The organism is Sinobaca qinghaiensis, from assembly GCF_003610495.1.
GTDB lineage: Bacteria > Bacillota > Bacilli > Bacillales > Marinococcaceae > Sinobaca > Sinobaca qinghaiensis.
Window position 1 is genome coordinate 156,088 of record NZ_RAPK01000006.1, and the last position, 19,989, is coordinate 176,076.

At 44.9% G+C, this 19,989-nt stretch carries 25 protein-coding genes; 18 read left to right on the forward strand and 7 right to left on the reverse strand.

Translation table 11 applies throughout. The features are described 5' to 3' along the window. Positions 1 to 11 precede the first annotated feature (11 nt). A complete protein-coding gene (locus tag ATL39_RS01130) occupies positions 12 to 725 on the reverse strand; it encodes a glycerophosphodiester phosphodiesterase family protein (protein WP_120191445.1) in 714 nt (237 codons plus the stop codon). A 189-nt stretch (positions 726 to 914) separates the two neighbouring features. Between ATL39_RS01130 and ATL39_RS01135 the strand changes: the two genes are divergently transcribed. The 3 genes from ATL39_RS01135 to ATL39_RS01145 all read left to right on the forward strand — a co-directional run bounded on the left by ATL39_RS01135 (position 915) and on the right by ATL39_RS01145 (position 3,980). Continuing rightward, positions 915 to 1,208, forward strand: a complete 294-nt coding sequence (locus tag ATL39_RS01135; RefSeq protein ID WP_120191446.1) for a metal-sensitive transcriptional regulator — start codon at positions 915 to 917, stop codon at positions 1,206 to 1,208. 66 nt (positions 1,209 to 1,274) lie between these two features. Next, the gene (copZ, locus tag ATL39_RS01140; protein ID WP_120191447.1) at positions 1,275 to 1,484 is read left to right on the forward strand and encodes a copper chaperone CopZ; all 210 of its coding nucleotides are present in this window, start codon (positions 1,275 to 1,277) and stop codon (positions 1,482 to 1,484) included. Positions 1,485 to 1,550: 66 nt separating this feature from the next. Continuing rightward, on the forward strand, positions 1,551 to 3,980 hold the full coding sequence (locus ATL39_RS01145; protein ID WP_120191448.1) for a heavy metal translocating P-type ATPase: 2,430 nt from the start codon (positions 1,551 to 1,553) through the stop codon (positions 3,978 to 3,980). A 165-nt stretch (positions 3,981 to 4,145) separates the two neighbouring features. Here ATL39_RS01145 and ATL39_RS01150 read toward each other — a convergent pair whose 3' ends face one another. Both ATL39_RS01150 and ATL39_RS01155 read right to left on the reverse strand, forming a co-directional pair. After that, entirely contained in the window at positions 4,146 to 5,033 is an 888-nt protein-coding gene (locus ATL39_RS01150) for an SDR family oxidoreductase (RefSeq protein WP_120191449.1), read from the reverse strand. A gap of 108 nt (positions 5,034 to 5,141) precedes the next feature. Beyond that, positions 5,142 to 7,163 (reverse strand): methyl-accepting chemotaxis protein, encoded by a 2,022-nt coding sequence (locus tag ATL39_RS01155; protein ID WP_120191450.1) that lies wholly within the window; start codon positions 7,161 to 7,163, stop codon positions 5,142 to 5,144. A gap of 206 nt (positions 7,164 to 7,369) precedes the next feature. On the opposite strand from ATL39_RS01155, the gene ATL39_RS01160 reads away from it, so the two are divergent. The 3 genes from ATL39_RS01160 to ATL39_RS17585 all read left to right on the forward strand — a co-directional run bounded on the left by ATL39_RS01160 (position 7,370) and on the right by ATL39_RS17585 (position 9,687). Continuing rightward, positions 7,370 to 7,915: a GNAT family N-acetyltransferase gene (locus ATL39_RS01160; RefSeq protein WP_170146798.1), complete on the forward strand. Its 546-nt coding sequence runs from the start codon at positions 7,370 to 7,372 to the stop codon at positions 7,913 to 7,915. 179 nt (positions 7,916 to 8,094) lie between these two features. Next, complete coding sequence (locus ATL39_RS01165) at positions 8,095 to 9,426, forward strand: hemolysin family protein (protein WP_120191452.1); 1,332 nt, start codon at positions 8,095 to 8,097, stop codon at positions 9,424 to 9,426. Between the two features lie 129 nt (positions 9,427 to 9,555). Then, the gene (locus ATL39_RS17585) at positions 9,556 to 9,687 is read left to right on the forward strand and encodes a hypothetical protein (protein ID WP_281270874.1); all 132 of its coding nucleotides are present in this window, start codon (positions 9,556 to 9,558) and stop codon (positions 9,685 to 9,687) included. Between the two features lie 80 nt (positions 9,688 to 9,767). Here the strand turns inward: ATL39_RS17585 and ATL39_RS01170 are convergent, their stop codons facing one another. Continuing rightward, a complete protein-coding gene (locus ATL39_RS01170; RefSeq protein WP_120191453.1) occupies positions 9,768 to 10,319 on the reverse strand; it encodes a shikimate kinase in 552 nt (183 codons plus the stop codon). Positions 10,320 to 10,541: 222 nt separating this feature from the next. Here ATL39_RS01170 and ATL39_RS01175 point away from each other — a divergent pair, with 222 nt between their 5' ends. Together ATL39_RS01175 and ATL39_RS01180 are read left to right on the forward strand one after the other, a co-directional pair. Then, complete coding sequence (locus tag ATL39_RS01175; protein WP_120191454.1) at positions 10,542 to 11,918, forward strand: Glu/Leu/Phe/Val family dehydrogenase; 1,377 nt, start codon at positions 10,542 to 10,544, stop codon at positions 11,916 to 11,918. 78 nt (positions 11,919 to 11,996) lie between these two features. After that, on the forward strand, positions 11,997 to 12,347 hold the full coding sequence (locus ATL39_RS01180; protein WP_120191455.1) for a hypothetical protein: 351 nt from the start codon (positions 11,997 to 11,999) through the stop codon (positions 12,345 to 12,347). A gap of 86 nt (positions 12,348 to 12,433) precedes the next feature. Here ATL39_RS01180 and ATL39_RS01185 read toward each other — a convergent pair whose 3' ends face one another. Beyond that, on the reverse strand, positions 12,434 to 12,703 hold the full coding sequence (locus ATL39_RS01185) for a glutaredoxin family protein (RefSeq protein WP_120191456.1): 270 nt from the start codon (positions 12,701 to 12,703) through the stop codon (positions 12,434 to 12,436). Positions 12,704 to 12,718: 15 nt separating this feature from the next. Next, the gene (locus ATL39_RS01190; RefSeq protein ID WP_120191457.1) at positions 12,719 to 12,931 is read right to left on the reverse strand and encodes a hypothetical protein; all 213 of its coding nucleotides are present in this window, start codon (positions 12,929 to 12,931) and stop codon (positions 12,719 to 12,721) included. A gap of 229 nt (positions 12,932 to 13,160) precedes the next feature. Here ATL39_RS01190 and ATL39_RS01195 point away from each other — a divergent pair, with 229 nt between their 5' ends. The 8 genes from ATL39_RS01195 (at position 13,161) to ATL39_RS01225 (ending at position 17,994) form a co-directional block, all read left to right on the forward strand. Further along, the gene (locus tag ATL39_RS01195) at positions 13,161 to 13,463 is read left to right on the forward strand and encodes a hypothetical protein (RefSeq protein WP_120191458.1); all 303 of its coding nucleotides are present in this window, start codon (positions 13,161 to 13,163) and stop codon (positions 13,461 to 13,463) included. Positions 13,464 to 13,590: 127 nt separating this feature from the next. Further along, positions 13,591 to 13,854, forward strand: a complete 264-nt coding sequence (locus tag ATL39_RS01200; RefSeq protein WP_120191459.1) for a hypothetical protein — start codon at positions 13,591 to 13,593, stop codon at positions 13,852 to 13,854. A gap of 165 nt (positions 13,855 to 14,019) precedes the next feature. After that, complete coding sequence (locus ATL39_RS01205; RefSeq protein WP_120191460.1) at positions 14,020 to 14,469, forward strand: universal stress protein; 450 nt, start codon at positions 14,020 to 14,022, stop codon at positions 14,467 to 14,469. Positions 14,470 to 14,654: 185 nt separating this feature from the next. After that, positions 14,655 to 15,077 (forward strand): universal stress protein, encoded by a 423-nt coding sequence (locus tag ATL39_RS01210; RefSeq protein ID WP_120191461.1) that lies wholly within the window; start codon positions 14,655 to 14,657, stop codon positions 15,075 to 15,077. Positions 15,078 to 15,158: 81 nt separating this feature from the next. Beyond that, the gene (locus tag ATL39_RS01215) at positions 15,159 to 15,869 is read left to right on the forward strand and encodes a Crp/Fnr family transcriptional regulator (RefSeq protein WP_170146799.1); all 711 of its coding nucleotides are present in this window, start codon (positions 15,159 to 15,161) and stop codon (positions 15,867 to 15,869) included. 89 nt (positions 15,870 to 15,958) lie between these two features. Then, on the forward strand, positions 15,959 to 16,135 hold the full coding sequence (locus ATL39_RS17300; protein ID WP_170146800.1) for a hypothetical protein: 177 nt from the start codon (positions 15,959 to 15,961) through the stop codon (positions 16,133 to 16,135). Positions 16,136 to 16,275: 140 nt separating this feature from the next. Next, positions 16,276 to 17,247 carry an oxygen-dependent tRNA uridine(34) hydroxylase TrhO gene (gene trhO / locus ATL39_RS01220; RefSeq protein WP_120191463.1) on the forward strand — a complete coding sequence of 324 codons (972 nt, stop codon included), beginning with the start codon at positions 16,276 to 16,278 and terminating at the stop codon, positions 17,245 to 17,247. A gap of 84 nt (positions 17,248 to 17,331) precedes the next feature. Continuing rightward, positions 17,332 to 17,994: a hypothetical protein gene (locus tag ATL39_RS01225; protein ID WP_120191464.1), complete on the forward strand. Its 663-nt coding sequence runs from the start codon at positions 17,332 to 17,334 to the stop codon at positions 17,992 to 17,994. Between the two features lie 33 nt (positions 17,995 to 18,027). Here ATL39_RS01225 and ATL39_RS01230 read toward each other — a convergent pair whose 3' ends face one another. Beyond that, positions 18,028 to 18,267 carry a hypothetical protein gene (locus tag ATL39_RS01230; RefSeq protein ID WP_120191465.1) on the reverse strand — a complete coding sequence of 80 codons (240 nt, stop codon included), beginning with the start codon at positions 18,265 to 18,267 and terminating at the stop codon, positions 18,028 to 18,030. A gap of 96 nt (positions 18,268 to 18,363) precedes the next feature. On the opposite strand from ATL39_RS01230, the gene ATL39_RS01235 reads away from it, so the two are divergent. Then, positions 18,364 to 18,849 carry a GNAT family N-acetyltransferase gene (locus ATL39_RS01235; protein ID WP_120191466.1) on the forward strand — a complete coding sequence of 162 codons (486 nt, stop codon included), beginning with the start codon at positions 18,364 to 18,366 and terminating at the stop codon, positions 18,847 to 18,849. 118 nt (positions 18,850 to 18,967) lie between these two features. Further along, positions 18,968 to 19,954: a cyclodeaminase gene (locus ATL39_RS01240; protein ID WP_120191467.1), complete on the forward strand. Its 987-nt coding sequence runs from the start codon at positions 18,968 to 18,970 to the stop codon at positions 19,952 to 19,954. The last annotated feature ends 35 nt before the right edge of the window (positions 19,955 to 19,989 follow it).

The window sequence follows — 19,989 nt, forward strand, 5'->3', positions numbered from 1 at the left end:
TCGGTATTGTTCTAATGGGAAAGCGTGATTGGCAGGATGCCGTGATCCGTCATAATTCCATCCACCTGCAGATTAATCAGGCGCTGCAGAGCTTTTTCATCATTTACTGTAAATACGCGCACTGTAATACCCTGCTCCATCAGTTCGACCATTTCTTTATCCGATATGGTCTGTCGTTTTACATGAAGAGAAAATACTTCTGCCTGCTGCAGGTAGCGCAGAGGCTTATAGAGTCCGGAAGAAACAAGCAGTGCTTTTTCCGGCTCTTTCCATTCTTCATGAAGCGAAACAACAGTAGGGTGATGAAAGCTTGAAATAATGACCCGGGAAGCAGGGAGGGCAGGTTCAACAATATTTTTTACAGCCCTGATAAGGTCGGGCATCGTCTTTAACGGACCTTTCAGTTCGATATTAACCAGAAGAGTATTCCCGGAAAGCCAGCTTACTACGTCTTCTAACAAAGGAATAGGTTCATATGTGCCGCCAAACCAGGAGCCGGCATCCAGCTTTTTTAAATCATCCCATGTTTTGCTGCGGATCGTGCCGCGTCCATTGGTCGTGCGATTGATGCTTAAATCATGCATTACGATAACTTTGTTGTCCCGGGTGAGCTGCACATCGAGCTCAATTCCGTCGGCTCCTTTTTCCTCTGCCAGCTTAAAAGCAGCCATTGTATTTTCAGGTTTTGCTATTGAAACGCCGCGGTGGGCAAACCATTGTGTCATAGTATCCTCCAATTACAACTATCTAGTTGAATTTTCCTTATTTATCTTATCATAAGCATTATAAGTATGTATTGAATCATTCATTATGCTTTACTTCTTTTAGAATACAGGGATTTCCCTAGGAAATTATTCCGTTTTTTGTTAAACTAAAATAAATACAGGGTATACGTATAAAAAGGGGGCATTGGAATGGAACAGGAAGTGAATGTAAAGAAAACGGTCCAGCCTAATAAACAGCAGATGCTGAATCGTCTGAAACGAATTGAAGGCCAAGTCCGCGGTGTACATCAAATGGTGGAAAATGACCGTTACTGCGTAGATATACTTAATCAAATCGCAGCTATACAGGCAGCCACAAATAAAGTATCACTGGCACTGCTCGAAGATCATACGAACCACTGCGTTTCCAGTGCGGTTAAACAGGGCAACGGCGAAGAATCCATTCAGGAATTGATGACGGTTATGGGAAAAATGCTGAAATAGGGCTTTCAATATACCTATATAGGGTATAAAATAGAAATATATAATACTTTTCAAGGAGGAATTTACATGGCTCAGGAAACACTAAACGTAAAAGGAATGTCCTGCGAACACTGTATAAAGGCAGTCAAATCAAGCGTTGGAGACTTGTCCGGCGTATCTGCTGTTGATGTGGATTTAAAAAAAGGCACCGTATTTGTTGATTACGATGAAACCAAAACAGAGCACGGGGATATTGTAGAAGCAATCGATGATCAAGGATACGACGTCGTTTCATAAGCAGGAACTTCCTGCTTATATTTTTCATTGATATATACCCTATAAGGGTATAAAGGAGGCGTTGAAATGGCCACGGAAAAAAATATAACCTTTGATATATCCGGTATGACCTGTGCAGCCTGTGCCTCCCGAATTGAAAAAGGGATGGGGCGGCTTCCGGGTGTGCAGGAAGCCCAGGTGAATCTTGCCATGGAACGGGCGGCCGTTACCTACGATGCCGATACCGTTACTGAAAAAGATATGGCAGAAAAAATTGAGTCACTCGGCTACCATGTGGAACAGGAAAAAACGGAATTTGATGTAATCGGCATGACCTGCGCGGCCTGCTCTGCAAGAGTGGAAAAAAAGCTGAACAAGCTTCCCGGCGTATCCTACGCTGCGGTGAACCTTGCGATGGAGACAGCCTCTGTCGAATATTATCCGGAAGCTGTCCAGCCTGAAGAAATGGAAGCGGCGGTTGATAAATTAGGATACGAGCTGAAACGAAAAACAGACAGCGGTGCCGAAGCCGCTTCTAAACGGGAACACAATATTTCCGTTCAGACCGGTAAATTTTACTTTGCATTAATTTTGGCACTGCCTCTATTCTGGACCATGGTCACCCACTTTGAATTTACTTCATTTATTTGGGTGCCGGCGATGTTTATGAACCCGTGGGTTCAGCTGGCGCTGGCTACTCCAATTCAATTTATCGTCGGTGCGTCTTTTTACAAGGGTGCTTACAATGCGCTTCGAAACAAAAGCGCCAATATGGACGTGCTGGTAGCTATGGGTACTTCTGCCGCCTATTTCTACAGTATTTATTTAGGCATAGAATGGGCAGCTGGAGGCTCCATGGGAATGCCGGAGCTGTATTTTGAAGCAGCTGCCGTTATTATTACGCTGATTGTGCTTGGAAAACTGTTCGAAGCACGGGCCAAAGGGCGGACGTCTCAGGCGATTCAGTCCCTGCTCGGCCTTCAGGCCAAAACAGCGCTTGTTGAGCGTGACGGGGAAGAGATGACGCTTCCTGTAGAAGACGTCGTTCAGGGAGACATCGTGTTAGTCAGGCCCGGAGACAAAGTTCCGGTGGATGGAGAGATTTTGTCAGGAAGCTCTTCTGTTGATGAATCGATGCTTACCGGGGAAAGCATGCCTATTGATAAAAAAGCCGGGGATGCAGTAACAGGAGCGACCTTGAATAATAACGGCTCCCTGCGCGTAAAAGCTTCACGGGTAGGAAAAGATACGGCGCTGGCCCAGATTATTAAAGTAGTGGAGGAGGCACAGAATTCAAAAGCAGACATCCAAAGGCTGGCAGACAGGATTTCCGGTATATTTGTACCGACGGTCATTGGAATTGCCTTTCTCACTTTTGCTGTCTGGATGATCTGGGTGGCACCGGGAGAATTTGGAACGGCATTGATTCCCGTTATTTCGATTCTTGTTATTGCCTGTCCATGTGCCCTCGGTCTGGCTACCCCTACTTCCATTATGGCCGGCTCCGGCCGGGCAGCGGAAATGGGAGTGCTGTTTAAAGGCGGCGAATATCTGGAGAGCACGCAAAGTATCGATACGGTGATTCTTGATAAAACCGGAACGATTACGCAGGGACGACCCGCCGTGACGGATATACTGGCAGCGGACCCGGAAAAGCAAAAAGAACTGCTTGCTGTTGCGGCCTCGGCTGAGAAAGATTCAGAACACCCTCTGGCAAAAGCGATTGTAGAAAAAGCGGAAACAGAAAAAGCCGGCCTTTATACCGCCGCTGATTTCGAAAGTCTTCCTGGCCGGGGAATACGGGCGGAAATTGAAGGCAGAACGGTTCTGGCAGGCACCAGAAAGCTGATGGAAGAAAACAATATAAACTTCGATGCAGACCGGGAAGCAGTAAAAGAGCTGGAAGCCCAGGGGAAAACGGTGATGCTGTTTGCTTCAGCAGGCATCTATATAGGCGCTTTAGCGGTAGCGGATACGGTCAAAGAAACATCAGCCGAAGCGGTCCGCCTGTTAAAAGAAGCCGGTCTCGAAGTCGTAATGATGACAGGAGACAATGAACAGACGGCTAAAGCAATCGCGTCGCTTGTAGGAATTGACAGGGTTCTGGCTGAAGTGCTTCCTGAAGAAAAAGCGTTTCACGTTCAGCAGCTGCAGAAAGAAGGAAGAAAAACGGCTATGGTAGGCGACGGGATCAATGATGCTCCCGCTCTGGCAGCAGCTGATATAGGAATGGCGATCGGCACAGGAACAGATGTAGCCATTGAAGCGGCTGACGTGACCTTGATGCGCGGGGATCTTCTCAGCGTAGTAGATGCAGTAACGATGAGCCGGAAAACAATGCGAAACATTAAACAGAATTTGTTTTTTGCCTTTCTTTACAATTCGCTCGGAATTCCGATTGCGGCAGCGGGCCTGCTGGCACCCTGGATTGCAGGAGCAGCCATGGCGTTCAGCTCGGTTTCCGTGGTAACCAATTCACTCAGGCTCCAAAAAATTAAACACAGGAGGACGGGCTGATGGATAAAACGATAACGACCTGGGTTGTTTCCGGCGCAGTATACCTTACTGCCGTGATTATTCTCTCTCTATTCCTGGGCAATGGCTCATCTATGTGAACATCTGCATAACTAAAAAGGAAGCAGCCCCCTCGGGGGTCTGCTTCCTTTTCTTACATAAATATAATTAGTTGGCGTTTAGTCCGCCGGTAGCGCTGTATACGTGTCCTGTTACATAGCTGGACTGTTCAGATGCAAGAAATACATAAATGCCGGAGAGTTCCACCGGCTGTCCGGCGCGTTCCAATGGAACAGCGGGGGTTTCTTTTCCGAATTTCGGAATGTTTTCCTGAGGCTGTCCGCCGGAAATCTGCAGCGCGGACCAGAAAGGGCCAGGCGCAACGGAATTAACCCGGATGCCTTTGGAAGCGATCTGCTTGGAGAGCGCTTTTGTAAAGCCAATAATAGCGCTTTTTGTTGCGCCGTAATCAAGAAGCATTGGGGAAGGATCGTATCCTTCTACCGATGTGGTCGTAATAATAGTACTGCCGGCAGGCATATGAGGAATAGCCTCCTGAGTCATCCAGTACATGGAAAAAACGTTCGTTTCAAAAGTAGAAACGATTTGTTCTGTTGTTAAGTCAGCGATATCTTCCACTGCCTGCTGCTTTCCAGCAACCATAGCCAGAAGATCCAGGCCGCCCAGTTCGCGCACAGCGGACTGAACAAGCTCCCGTGTGACGGATTCATCACGAAGATCTCCGGGAAGGAGAACAGCTTTGCGGCCTTCTTTTTCAATAAGTTCTTTCACTTCCTGAGCATCAGGTTCTTCTACTGGAAGGTAGTTAATAGCTACGTCCGCTCCTTCACGGGCATACGCGATAGCTGCGGCGCGGCCGATGCCGGAATCACCACCGGTAATAAGCGCTTTACGCCCTTCGAGCTGGCCGGTGCCTTTATAGCTTTCTTCTCCGCAGTCCGGCTGCGGATCCATATATTTCTGGACGCCGGGAGGGTCCTGGTATTGTTTAGGATAATCGTTATTATAGTATTTAGTTCGTGGGTCTTGAACCATGAATGAAAACTCCTTTTGTCTAATAGTTACATATTGGTTTTCATTTCCTTTTCAAGACCATTTCAAACATCGCTGTTGAAATTTTTATCAATCCGGTATTTGTTTACTCTATTTTTGATCGATTTCAAATTTGTTAATCAGGCCGTTTAACTCTGCAGCCAGAAGATGGAGCGTCTGGGCAATAGCGTTAATTTCTTCACTCGAAGCAAGCTGCTGCTCGGAAGCAGCGGCGATTTGCTGGGTGCTGCTTGTCGTATTCTGCGAAATAGAGGCTATGCTCGTAAACGAAGCGGAAACCTGTTCAGAGCCGGCCGCCATTTCTTCAGATACGGCTGCCATATTTTCAATCTGGCCTGCAACCGTACTTGTGCGTTCCACAATTTCCTGGAATGTCATCTTCGATTCTTCAGCAATGGAAAGGCCTTCTTCCACTTCTGCTGTCACCGTACTCATTGATTGGGAGGATTCGGTAATATCGAGCTGAATTTCTTTAATGATTTTAGCAATCTGTTTGGAAGAATCCTGGGACCCTTCCGCCAGCTTTCGTACTTCGTCGGCTACAACGGCAAAGCCACGGCCCTGCTCGCCTGCGCGTGCGGCTTCAATGGCAGCATTCAGCGCCAGAAGATTTGTCTGCTCGGCAATGCCGGTAATGACCTGCAGAATTTTTTCGATTTCCTGTGAGCGTTTATTCAGCGAGTCTGTAATAGTTGTGGAGTGCAGGACGGACTGCTGGATAGATTTCATTTTCGCCAGGGTTTCCTGCACACGCTCGTCTCCTTTTTCTGCGATTTCGAGCGTCCGCCCGGCATTATCGGAAATAGAGGAGGAGCTGTCGGCCATCTGCTGTACGCCTTCCGTCATTTCCTCCATAGACTGGAGGCTCTCCATTACGCCTTCCGACTGCTTTTCTGAACCGGCTGCGACCTCCTGAATAGAAGCAGTAATTTCTTTTGTCGTATCGGTGGACTGGCCTGAACTGACCAGCAGTTCCTGGGAAGAAGTGTTGACGAGCTCGGTCCCGACAGCCAGCTGTGACACTAACTCTTTCAGGTTCGCAGTCATAGCGTTACTGTTAGCAGCAAGTTGTCCGATTTCATCTTTGCGGTCGACAGTCAGGTCTTTTCCGGTAAGCCTGCCGTCTGCGACGAGCTGAACCTGATCTGCTACTTTATTTAAAGGATTGCTGATGCTTTTTGCAATAAAAACAGCAGCTGCAACGATAAGAACCGCGGAAATAAGAATGGCTGTCATGCTGATCCATTGGATAGCATCATTGGCAGCAAGAACGTCGTCCATAGAGGTTACGGTAAATAAAGAAAGTCCTGCTGCGGCTATCGGCGAGTATGCCACAAGGCTTTCACTGCTTCCACTTCCTACAGTAGAAAATCCGCTTTCGGTTTTTCCGGCTTCGAGAAGGCCGTTCCATTCCCCACCCAATCCGGCTTCTTCTACAGGTGTACCGATCAGATCTTCCTGCGGATGTACCTGAATAATATTCTGCTGGTCTATGAGAACAGGTTCAGCTGAAGAAAAACCGCTGTTTTCATCGGTTAAAAACTGCGTAACAACGGTTTCGAAATTAACGGAAGCAGACAGGACGCCTATGTTGTCTCCGGCATCATTGACAACAGGTGCTGCTACAACTACGATGCGGTTGCCCGTAGAGTTGGAAGTGAGCACCTCGGAAGTTGTTTCTTCCCCGTTCATTCCGTTTTGAAAATAGTCGCGGTCTGATAAATCGAGCGTATCAATATTTTCAGCAATCGTATGGGCACGGACGATACCTTCATCATCAGTGAAAACAACGGTTTCGTAGTTGTCGTTCTGGGCCTGAATTTCATTTACGAGCTGAAGCTGGGTATCGGGATCATTGCCCCGGATATCGCCGGTGCCGGCCACGATTCGTATTTCGTCCATATGTTTATCAAGCCAGCTGTCCATCGCTTCTGCTGTGTACTCCGTAGAAGCCTGTACGGACTCCTCTTCCTTGGCAATAATCTCATCACTGCTCGTGTAAAACAGCAGAAAAGACACAATAGTAACCGGGATAAGGCCGATAAGGAGAAAATAAGTAATAAGCTTTCCTCGTATAGTAGATAAGGTGAACCATTGTTTTGCACGTTTCATTCGTTGTCTTCCCTTCTCAACAATATGTAAATAATAGTCCAAATATCCCGTTAAAAAATAAATAAAGATAATTTAAAGGACTTTATACTTATAATATCGACAGGGAAAGCAGATTTTTTATAATAGGAAGGAAAAGAATTAAGGCTTTCTTCTTTCAACGATTTGTAAGAAAATAGATACTAATAGAAATGAAAGGGGATCCGGCCTTGCTGTATATAAAAGAACTCCAGGAAGAAGATACAAAAGAAGCCGGCCGTTTTCTGCTGGCAACGATGGAAGAAGCATTTCCTCATCCGTTGTCCGAAACGGCCAGGCTGGATGCACTATATATGAATGAGCGGCTTGTTCAACCACAGAGGACCGCCGTATTTGGGGCTTACATAGATGGAGAGGCTGCAGGCACAATAGCTGTCAGGCCATATGATGACAGAATTGCTTCTATCGAGGGCAGGTATGAGCTTAAAGAAACGTGTGAAATTATTAAATGTTACGTGGATCCGGCTATGCGGAAAAAAGGAATAGGTACCGCTTTATTACGGGAGCTTCTTCATTTCTGCAGGCAGAATGACTATCATATGCTCTACCTGCACACTCAGTTGTTTTTAGAAGGAGGCCTTTCTTTTTGGAAAAAGCAGGGGTTCAGCGTTGTTGCAGAGGAAAATGATGAGTGGGAAACGGTACATATGGAAGGAAAGCTTGCTACTATTGAGCAGGTAGTCCAAAAAACAGAAACGAATGCAGCTGGAAATTAAAAGAGAAACATCTATCCTGCCTTCCGTACAGCAGTTTTTCTGACGCAGGTGGTATAATAAGGAAAAACCTGTAATAACGAGGCAGGAGGCGTGGCTAGTGTAAATCAGAGGTAAGATATAAAGCCTATAAAAAAATTTAAAAAACAGGAGGTGAATCCCCGTGCAGAGCGGGGATTTAATTGACCATTCTTAATTTATTTTTTGTAGCAGCACTGATTGCATTGACGGCCTTTTTCGTCGCCACGGAATTTGCCATTGTCAAAGTACGTTCTTCCCAGCTCGATCAGCTGATTGCAGAAGGAAAGCCAAGGGCCCGGGCGGCTAAGCATGTAACCGACCGTCTTGATGAATACCTGTCTGCCTGCCAGCTGGGTATTACTATCACAGCTTTGGGACTGGGGTGGCTGGGGGAGCCTACAGTAGAAAGGCTGCTGCACCCTCTTATAGAACCACTTGGCCTGCCGGGATCTATTACAACCATAGGCACTTTTCTGATCGCCTTTCTGGCCGTTACATTTCTGCACGTAGTAGTTGGAGAACTGGCGCCTAAAACGCTTGCTATACAAAAAGCGCAGCAGGTTACGCTGTTGACCGCTAAGCCCATCCGCCTGTTTTACCGGATAATGTTTCCTTTTATATGGTTTTTAAACGGGTCTGCGCGCCAGCTGACAAAAATGGTCGGTTTAAAGCCGATGTCTGAAAATGAAGGGGCGCATTCCGAGGAAGAGCTGAAACTCATTCTTTCCGACAGTTATGAAAAAGGGGAAATCAACCAGTCCGAATTCAGCTATGTAAACCGGATTTTCGAGTTTGATAACCGTCTGGCAAAAGAAATAATGGTTCCCCGCACAGAAATGACCGCGCTCTCTGTGACGGATACTTTAAAGGAAAGCGTAACTATAATGACGACAGAACGTTTTACAAGGTATCCGCTTTTGGAAGGCGATAAAGATCATATTATAGGAATGGTGCATGCCCGCGATATATTAAGCTACTTATACGTTGAGGAGAATCATATGCTGGAAAAAGAGCGGCCGCTGGAGGAGTTCGTCCGGCCGGTTATTCAGATGCTCGAAACCGTACCTATCTCGAAGCTTCTTCTCACTATGCAGAAAGAAAGAACCCACATGGCGATCCTTCTGGATGAATTTGGAGGAACAGCGGGACTTGTAACCGCAGAAGACATTATTGAGGAGATTGTTGGGGAAATTCAGGATGAATTTGATATGGAAGAGCATGCTTTAGTCGAGAAGCTAGGAGAGGACCATTATAAAATAGACGGCAAAGTCCTTATTGAAGAAATCAACGAGCTGCTGGCTGTTGATATTATGGCAGAAGACGTGGATACGATTGGGGGATGGGTGTTCTCTCAGAAATATGACGTAGCCGAACAGGACAGGCTTCTATTCCAGGAGTGGATTTTTCAGGTGAACGAAATGGATAACCATCAAATTAAAACCATTGAAATCAGAAAAGCAGATCCTTCTTCAGAAGCTTCATCCGGCCTATAAATCAGAATTGGATGAACAATAGTAAATAAACACAATGACCAAATGTGAACTTTTTTTTACAATTTCAGTGAAAACCGCTTGATTTTTTCAAAGAAGAGAGTATGATAATCTCAATAAGGAGATGATCATATGATTGCAGCATATTTTCTGCAAAGCTTTCGCTTTGTTATGATGGGAGCAATGGGGCTTACAGCACTAAGTCTTGTCACGTTCCAGTGCGTTGAGCTGTATCACGCATTAATGACAATGTTCCACAAATAAGTCTGTATATAAAAAAAGCCGTTCTCTGCGATAGAGAACGGCTTTTTAGATACATAAAACCAAGTGCACGGCCGTCGGTTTTATTCGTTCATTTTCCAGGAAACTTTCAGAGAGTCTGTAATATACTCTGCGATTTCTTCTTCTGTCAAATGGTCAGTGGATACTTTCGAGCTGTGCTCGGCGTATATCATTTTCCGTTTGTTAAACAGATCTTCGATTTCTTCCATACTGCGGCCCTGCAGTACGGGACGGCTTTCCATAAGCATGTGAAGACGTTCATTCTTCCAGACATCCCAGGTAATATCAAGATAAATTACGATACAGTCTGCCATGCAGGCTTCGCGGACTTCTTTCTGCATAAAAGCACCGCCGCCGACAGAAATAATCTTCAGTTTCTGACCGGCATAATGCTGAATCAGCTGCTTTTCTTTTTCGCGGAATTCTTTTTCGCCGATGGTTTTGAAAATTTCCGGAACCGGCATTTGATATTCCTGTTCAATGGCTTCATCGATATCTATGAAAGACCGGTACAGCTTTTTTGCTACAAGCTTTCCTATTGTCGTTTTGCCAACGCCCATAAAACCGATAAAAACGATGCTTTTTTCTCTAAGTGAACATTCGTTTGTCTGCATAAAAAGCTCTCTTTCCTTTATAAGAATATCTTTGCTTTCCTATCGTCTAAAATGAATTGTAACACATTCCTGATTTGCTGCGCTGCAGCCGCAGATAATCAGCGGAAAAAAGGAAAAGGGAATCAGGCATAAGCAGGCTTTGGAAATCCCGTGATTATTTCCCATGAAAGTGTGGAATAGAAAATAGAACGCATACATATAAGAGAGGGGCTGTCAGTCGTTATGGAAAAAACAGAAGCAATTATAGAAAATTCATTAAATGCATTAATGGAAAATAAAGATTTTCTCCCAGATTTACAGCAGGAGGATAGAAAGAAAGCTTTTTCATCTCTTCTTTCTATTCTTTCCACTCCAAACCATATCCATAAATCATTTCTCCGGGTTACGCTCCGGGATGACAAAGTAGTCCGGATTCCGGCTTTCCGGGTGCAGCACAATAATACAATGGGTGCTTATAAAGGAGGCATCCGTTTTCATGAAAGTGTAAGTGAGGAAGAAACGATCACGCTTGCTTCGTTAATGTCTCTTAAGAACGCTCTGCATGATGTGCCGTTCGGAGGCGCAAAAGGCGGTATTTCCATTAATCCGCGGGATTATAATAAAAAAGAGCTGAACCTTATCTGCAAAAAATATGTGCAGTATTTTGCTGACATTCTTGGCACAGACAAGGACGTGCCGGCTCCCGATGTGGGATCAAGCGAAAGGGAAATGGACTGGATGATGGCAGAGTTCAAAAATATTCATCCCGGCGAGTCCTACCGTGGAAGCTTTACCGGAAAAAGCGTTCTTAATGGAGGGTCGCTGGGTCGTAAAGAAGCGACAGGGAAGGGAGTTTACTTTACGTTCCGCTACATTCTTCATGATTTCCTTAAAGAGCATAAAGGCGATTACCCGGACAGTACAAACCCGTTTTTAAAAACAGCACTGCAGTATACGGAAAAGCCGTTGAAAATTGCGGTGCAGGGATTTGGAAATGTTGGTTCCGTTGCCGCTCTGGAGGCGTATCACTGCCCTCATCTAAATAATAAGGTAGTGGCCGTCAGCGATAGAAATGTCACGCTTTATAACGAAAAAGGGCTGGCAGTACCTGAGCTTGCTGCCTTCACGAAAGAAAACGAAGGAGATCTCCCCCGGACTTCCGAAGAAATTAATGGACTGGGTATAGAAGCTGAAATCATGGGACGCGATGATATTATTACGATGGATGTTGATGCTTTGTTTTTCGCGGCTCTTGGCAATGTGGTAGACGAACACAATATGAAAGACGTTAAAGCTGAACTGCTTATTGAAGGAGCAAATACGCCTATTACAGCAGAAGCAGATAAATACTTAAGCGATAAGGGTTCCGTAATTATTCCGGATATTCTGGCCAATGCGGGAGGCGTTATTGTTTCCTACCTGGAATGGCTGCAGGGAAGAGAAACAACGATGTACAGCGAAGAAGAAGTATTTAAACAGCTGTTTGATAAGATGAAGCATACGATGGATACTATTCTTCCACAGTTTTTCGGGGATCCTTTTCCTCTCCGCCAAAACTGCTTTATTCATTCGGTAACCAAGCTGTCGACTATTCTTTATATCCGGGGAAAACTGTATTAATAGAAAAAGCAGATTTATTTTCTCTCTTTTTGATCGGGCGTATAATAGAGGTACACCACGAAAAGGGGGGAAAGACAAATGGATATATCGCTGTATAAAGATGTAATTAAAGACGAACGAGGCAATTATTACAGAGCAATAGCCTACCGCAAGAAAAAATTAGTACTCGTACACGCTTTTATAGATCTTTCCTTTGATACGGTTCTGGAATTCACCCAGAGTTTTCAGGAAAAGCATCGGGAATATGAGCACCAGTTTCTGGGTAAAGAGCCGATGGACAGGCTGCGTCATGACTATATGTTTGCCCTCGAAAACCGGGATGGCATGCATTTGTACAGCCTGGAGGAAGTAGAAGAATACTATGAAATTGAGTTTATAGATGCTATTGAATTTTTCCGCCATACCCAGGCAGGAAGACCTGCCCTGTAAAAGTCCCGGCGTGTATAAGTGCAGATATAAAAAAACAGGAGCCTGAAGAGGCTCCTGTTTTTTTCATGTGCTCTTATTCCGCACGATTATCTTTTTTTAGCGTAGGCACCGTTCAGCCGGAGAATATTATCAATTTTTTTCGTATTGGGACCTACCACACTAAGCTTTTTATCCTTAATGCTGATAACGGTATACGGAACGAACTTCTGGCCGGCTTCGCCGAATTCCTTATTTGCATTCATATCATTAACGATGTCTTTTTCGGTATAGGCAATATTTTGATTTTCCAGCCACGTCTTAACTTTTAAACAGGATTCACAGTTTGGCTGTGTAAATACGTCAATAGAATAACTCAATGGGTTTCCTCCTTGTTATTTCGAAGAGTTTGATTTATCTGCGTTGGCTTCCCTGATGCTTTTCCATTCTTTTACGATAAGAATACAGGGAATGACAGAAGCTAATAAAAAAGCAATGGTCCAGGCTGTGTCGCCTGTCTGAAAATGGTTGTAGGCAAAAAACAGCCCAAATCCAATAAACAGGCCTAAATATAACATTTTTCCAATCTGTACGATAGAAATCTCCATGCAGACACCTTTTCTTTCCAGGTATTATTGTTTAAGATTTTCCCTTTTTAGTCACTGTAATTATAGCAAAGAACCTGTATTAGAGCGAGATTCCTGTTTTTTTCAGTCGGCCGGGGCGTGTATAAGGGTTTCGAGGAGGCGGAAAAAGGATACATACACTAAAGAGATAATAAATAAGCTGAATGGTAATCGACGCACTATCATTTTGCCTAAAGATGGAGGAGATGTCATGAAAAATATTTCAAACTGTACCTGGAGCCTGGTTGCTGTTTTTGCTGCAGTTGCCGCTGTTGTTCTGGCAGCCAGCTGTAAGAACAATCAAAATGAGCTGCCGCAGCGCTCAGAAAAGGAAGAGATCAGCAACACCCAGAAAATAGATAAAAGAGAAAGCGTAGATGCTGAAGCCGATCCTTCAGAAGAAGGCCTTTCCCAGCTGGATTCTGCCCATAAATCAGAGTGGCAGGCCAACGGCTTTCCACAGACACACAGAGGTCTTGAAGAGCTGGAAAAAGCGGAAAACAAAAACAAATAAACAATGTGCAGCCGCCCCTGAAAAAGGGGCGGCTTTTTAGTTGGGGAAATCATTTAATAAAAGAGGTGTCAGCGTTCTTCATTTTGGGAATACAAAAGTCATGAACGATAAAAGGAGAGATAAGTAAATGGAAAGAGTGTACGTAACAAACGCATCGACTTCAGAAAAGGATCTTGCTTTTACTAAAGCTGTACTTGAAAGCGGAGACGGCCACGGAACAACAGATCAGCTTCTGCACGTAGATGGTCTCCTTGATGCAGACGAGCTGGAAGGAAAAGAATTTCAGCTGACATTTAAGACAGAAAAAAATGAAGAATTAACGAAAAAAGTAAAATATGATACGTCATTTCAGCCTAACTACGGTCAGACTACATTTATTGTTAAACCGTAACAAACAGAGGAGCTGCCACTTTCCGGCAGCTTCTTTTTTTACGGCGGATGACTTATAATTGTCAAATTTACTATGTTTTCCTGTGATCTATATCACACTGTTATGAAGAAAGACCCACTATACTAAAGGTAGATAGAACATTACCTTTGAAAGGGGAAATGAACGATGGAAAATTACAAAAAAATTCTGGCAGCGGTGGATGGATCGGAAGAATCTAAAAATGCTTTCAAAAAAGCAATTGCGATGGCTCAAAAAGAAGAGGCGGAACTTGTTATCTGCCACGTTGTCGACACCAGCTCCTACAACAGAATTGAACACTACAGCTCTGCTTTTATTGCAGGTCTCGAAGAGTATGCAAAAGAACTGCTCGATGACTATGAAAAACAGGCAAATGACGCAGGAATCAAAAAAGTAACAGCAGTACTGGAGCACGGGTCTCCAAAAGTGAAAATTCCTAAAGAGCTGGCCGGTAAATATGAAGTTGACCTGATTATTGCAGGTGCAACCGGTCTCGGAGCGGTTGAGAGATTTATTATAGGAAGTGTTTCCGAACAAATAGCAAGACGGGCGAAGTGCGATGTGCTGATTGTCCGGATGACAGAGCAGGAAGCTTAATGAATTTTTTCAATTTACAGCTTGCAGAGAAAAGTAATACTTTCCCTGCCTTAGAGAAAGAATGGTTCTAATATGTAACAGATCGCTCTTATGGGAGAAAAATATGAGCGGTTGATAATTTAAATTACACTGCTGCGCACAAGGAAAAGTAGATAGAACATTATCTCTGAAAGGGGAAATAATCAATGGAAAACTACAAAAAAATTCTGACAGCGGTGGATGGATCGGAAGAGTCTAAAAATGCTTTTAAAAAAGCAGTTGCGATGGCTCGAAGAGAAGGAGCGGAACTTGTTATCTGCCACGTAGTGGACAGCAGCTCTGCCTTTGTCTCTGAGCTCGAAGAGTATGCAAAGGAACTGCTCGACGACTATGAAAAACAGGCAAATGACGCAGGAATCAAAAAAGTAACAGCAGTACTGGAGCACGGTTCACCAAAAGTGAAAATTCCTAAAGAACTGGCCGGCAAATATGAAGTTGACCTGATTATTGCAGGTGCAACCGGTCTTGGGACGGTTGAGAGATTTATTATAGGAAGTGTTTCCGAACAAATAGCAAGACGGGCGAAGTGCGATGTGCTTATTGTTCGAATGAAAGAGCAGCAGTCTTAACAGAATTTTTCCAATTGATGACGTACAAAAGAGCGCTGTTCCTGTTATGATAAGGATAAATAGTAAGGGGGAATGATAACCATGACCTTTGCTTCTTCCGTTGAAAGCCGGGCCCGATTGAAAAACAGCCAGGCCGTCCGGGACTTCTTATACGATGATCCATTCCGCCGGCTTCAGAGCCGGATGCAGCGGCCGGTGATTCATAAGTGCCGCGGCAGTTATCTTTTTTTCGAGGGAGATCGTGCCGACGATTTTTATTTTATTCGAAAAGGAAAGATTAAACTTCAGAAAACAACGTCTGATGGCCGGGAGATTATCTATGCCATCATCAATGAAGGAGACTTGATTGGGGAGTACTACGGCGAGACCGACGGTTCGTACAGCTATGGTGCGGTCGCTTTGGAAAAAGTAGAGGCTCTGGTTATTTCGGCCGCTTCTCTGGAAGATTTAATGCGGGAGTCCGGAGAGTTTGCTGTCGAATTTTCAAAATGGATCGGCAGAAAGCAGTATTTGTACCAAAAAAGATGCCGGGACCTTCTTTTATTCGGCAAAAAAGAAGCACTTGCTTCCGTGCTTCTGGAACTGGATGCTTCTTTCGGGATACCCTGCCCGGAAGGAAGAAGGCTTTCTGTCAGACTGACCAATACGGAAATAGGGGCATTGATCGGCCTGACCCGGGAAAGCGTAAACCGCTTTTTAAACAGCTGGAAGCAGGAAGACGTTATTGATTTCAAAGAAAACCATATTGTTATTAAGAATATTCGTAATCTTCAGGCTTTGATTTCTAAATAAAAAGCTTCCTTTCTAAAACCGGTGAGGTTGTCTGCACCGGTTTTTTGCTATACTAATAAGTATGAAATAAAGGAATAGAGGAGTAATTAATGAAGCTATTATTAATGAGAGCGGCGGGGCTGGCCCTATTTTTTATGGGTTTTCTGCCCATTGCCGGTATTACCGGCTATTACTTATTAATCCCTGTTCAACCTGTGGCTCTGGCGGCTACAATAATGGGAAGTGCCCTGCTTGTTCTTTCGACGGCTTTTCGTCCAGCCCGGTAAAATTAGGCGGTTGAAGGAAAAGAAAGAAGAGTTGTCAAAAATAGAGGAACTATATACAATAGTACAGTGTAAGAAAATCGTATGTGTACTAAGCCTTACGAGTTTATATCTTGCAAATATAAAACAATAGGTGATAAAAGATGGAAGAAAATCAGGAATACCGGGTATTATTGTATTATCATTACGTAAATGTTGAAGATCCGGAAACAAAAGCCGCTGCCCATTTGAACTACTGTAAGCATATCGGCTTGAAAGGCCGTATTTTTATTGCACCGGAAGGTATTAACGGTACCGTTTCCGGAACCGTCGAACAGACAGAAAAATATATCCGGGCTATGCGGCATGATGAACATTTCGCAGAAACCATTTTTAAAATAGATGAAACAGAAGGCCATGTATTTAAAAAAATGCATGTCCGTCCCAAACGGGAGCTGGTTTCCCTGCGGCTCGAAGATGATATTGATCCGAAAGAACAGACAGGGGACTATTTAAGCCCAAAGGAATTCTATGAAGCGATGCAGCGCGAAGATACAGTTGTATTGGATGCCCGTAACGACTATGAATACGATATCGGCCACTTTGAAGGCGCGGTGCGTCCGGATATTCGTTCCTTCCGGGAACTGCCGGAATGGATAGAAGAGAATAAAGAACAGTTTGAAGGAAAGCAGATTCTAACGTATTGTACCGGCGGTATCCGTTGTGAAAAATTCTCCGGCTGGCTGAAAGAAGAAGGCTTCGAAAATGTCTCCCAGCTTCATGGAGGCATTGTCACGTACGGAAAAGATGAAGAAGTAAAAGGTGCCGGCTGGAACGGTAAATGCTATGTATTTGATGAACGCCTGAGTGTTCCCGTTAATCAGGTGGAGCATATTGTTGTAGGCCGCGATCACTTTGACGGTGAGCCGTGCGAACGCTACGTCAACTGTGGAAATCCCGAATGCAATAAGCAGATTCTCTGCTCGGAAGAAAACGAGGATAAATATATGAGGGGCTGCACGCATGAATGCCGCGTCACTCCAAGAAACCGTTACATTATCGAGAACAAGCTGTCCAAAGCGGAAGTCGATGAAAGACTTGAAGCGATACGCAGGGAAAAGATCCAGCACGCTTAGGCTTATAATCATATAGCATGAAGCCGAGTCCGCCCGGCCTCATGCTTTCTTTATATCATGTAAAACTACATAGGAGTGAAACAAATGAACAAGGCGTCTAACCAGCAGGTCAAGCTGAAGCAGATGGATGAACAAATTAAGCAGTCGGACAGGCCGATTCCGGAAACTGTGCTGGAAACGGTAAGAAAGGTTTTTAATATGGACCTCAAAGAAATCTCTGATAGAGGAGAAGGCCGGCTGGAAGGGCGGTACAGCGACGCGGTAATGGAAGCAGTTGGAAAGCGCCGGCAGCCTATTTCCGATGCAGAGATTATGAACTTTCCAAAGTGGGAGGTGCTCAAAGACTGCCTGGAGCAGGAAGCAGCGCCTGATGGAGACAGCATACGGGAGTGGGTGGATGCGGTATTTGGCATCAATCTCAAAGGCGTCGCATCACTGGAAGAGGCCAGAATTTCCGTTTATTCCAAAGGAATATGGGTGTCCCGCCAGCCGGAGGATTTAATTGTTATTGATTCAGGCAGAGGGGACATTGATGTGCATGTATACCCTTCTGAAACTTATATAAAAGCAGAAGCAACAACAGAGCTTCCTGTTTCCCTGCAGGAGGCGCTGCTCTCCCTGGGGTATACTCATATGAAAGAAACCGATTCGTTTTATTATAGAAATGAACATAACGAAAGTGTGCCTCCGTCTTTCAAAGGCCGGACGATGGCTGTTATTTCGGAAGCCACCGCTTCTTTGGCATAATAAAAGCCTCTGCACGTGGCAGAGGCGGAGATGTTATGCTTTTTCTACGATATAAGCTTTTTTCTCAATGTATTCTTTGCCGCCGATTTCTTTAGAGTGATCGAAGTATCCCTGTACTTCATGTATCACCTTAAATTGACGGTTGGGATCACTGAATAAATAATTCTCATTTGTAGCGATCAGCGTAACGTGCGTATTTTCTACAAAGCTGTCCAGCTCTTTGGCTGTATAATTAGCTCCGATTTTTAGTGACTGTCCTGCCTGGCTTCCCATGAAAAAATCCTCCTTATAATATCTTATACTGTTACGCATTACCCTTTTTCAAAAAAAATATGCAGATTTACCGGAATTTCTAGAAGGAGGAACACGATGAATATAAGAAAAATGACCGAAGCAGATATACCGAAGGTACAGGAAACGGCAGAATCATCCTGGCGCGAAGCCTATGAAGGGCTGATCGAAAAAGATGCGCAGGACCGCTTTCTCGAGTACGCGTATTCGAGCCAGATGCTGAAGATGAGACTTAAGAGGTCAGTGTTTTTCGTGGCGGAAGAAGAAGATGTAGTTTCCGGATTTATTAATGTTACCTATCCAAACGGAGACCGGGAAAGCGTCCTGGCCGCTCTGTATGTGCGTCCTGAATATCAGCGCATGGGTACTGGGGAAGCATTGTTCAGAGCGTGTTTTGACGTGCTCGAAGAGGCGGATGTGCTTACCTTAAACGTGGAGGCTGAAAACGAAAAAGGAACAGCTTTTTACAAAAAGCATGGGTTTGTGGAAGTAGAAAGAATGGAAGAGACGATAGGAGAAGACACGTTTCAGTCCATTCTTATGAAAAAATCCTTTCTTTCTTAAATAATGGCCAGCAGAGCCTGGAGGAAGAAATGAAATGCGAATTCAGGCAGTTTCCTGCATAACCCGCTTTTTCTTCGGGAAAGAGAAAGCAAACGGATAAATGGAAGGAGCGGTCTTTATGTATATATTTTCTGAAGAAGAGATCCGCAGCTGTATCAAGCTTGATAAACAAACGCTTAGCGTGATTGAAGAAGGATTTGAAAAACTCGATAACGGAGAAGTAACGATGCCGCCTGTGCTTCGGGTGGATATTCCTGAAAATAACGGAGAAGTGGACGTAAAAACAGCATACGTAAAAGGATGGAGCCAATTTGCTTTAAAAGCTTCCTCCGGCTTTTTCAATAATCCTGAAAAAGGGCTTCCCAGCCTGAGCGGGATGATGCTGTTATTCAGCACAGAAACGGGCATCCTGGACGCTTTTCTTCAGGACAATGGCTATTTAACGGATGTTCGGACAGCATTAGCCGGGGCTGCCGCTTCTAAATATCTGGCTCAAGAAGGACCGGTTCGTGCCGGAATCATTGGCACTGGAGCCCAGGCCAGGTTTCAGCTCCGCGCCCTGGCTCTTGTCCGGGATATTGAAGAAGTGCGCGTTTATGGACGCCGCGAAGAGCGGGTACAGGCCTACATCGGAGAAATGGAAGAGGAGCTGAAGGTGCCGGTAAAAGCTGCTTCTTCTATTGAAGAGACCGTGCAGCATAGCAATGTAGTTATTACGACGACCCCCTCCAAAACGCCGCTTATAAAAAAAGAATGGCTTCATCGGGGGCTTCACATTACGGCGATGGGGTCAGATGCAGAAGAAAAAAATGAAATAGCGCCGGACGCCCTGGCTGCAGCAGATATAAAGGTTTGCGATTCCAAAGCGCAGGTCTTTCGCCTTGGCGAGTTCCACCATGCAGAATCCGCCGGCCTGCTGGCGCCTGATGACCCTTCCATAGTAGAACTTGGCACGATTATCAATGAAAAAACGCCGGGCCGTACTTCTTCCGATCAGGTAACCATCTGCGATTTGACAGGCACAGGGGTTCAGGATACGGCTATTGCCGTGCAGGCCTTTAAAAAGCTCCGTACGGAAAATAAGGGGACTGTATTTGGAGAGTAGAACCACGCAGGATGCGATGTCAGCCGATGTCGCAT